Source organism: Cupriavidus sp. SIMBA_020 (assembly GCF_046535395.1).
Taxonomy (GTDB): Bacteria; Pseudomonadota; Gammaproteobacteria; order Burkholderiales; family Burkholderiaceae; genus Cupriavidus; species Cupriavidus campinensis.
In genome coordinates, this window is record NZ_JAWRWU010001790.1 from 1 (window position 1) to 231 (window position 231).

Genomic DNA, 231 nt, shown 5'->3' on the forward strand with positions numbered 1-231 from the left:
CGCGAAGCAATGGGTCGCGGAATGCCTCGTCAAGACGCCTTCGATTCATGCTGCCTGTGCGGGATTGAGCGGCGGCAATCAGCAGAAAATCATTCTGTCGAAATGGCTGAGTTCGGATGTGCGTCTGCTGATTCTCGATCACCCGACGCGCGGTATCGACATCAAGGCCAAGGACGAGGTCTATCGGCTCATTCGCAAGTTCGCGAATGCGGGTATTGCCATGATCATCAT

General features: G+C 55.0%; 1 pseudogene. It reads left to right on the top strand.

The window, feature by feature from the left end:
• A pseudogene (locus SB751_RS35770) lies at positions 1–231 on the top strand (sugar ABC transporter ATP-binding protein); the annotation flags it as partial.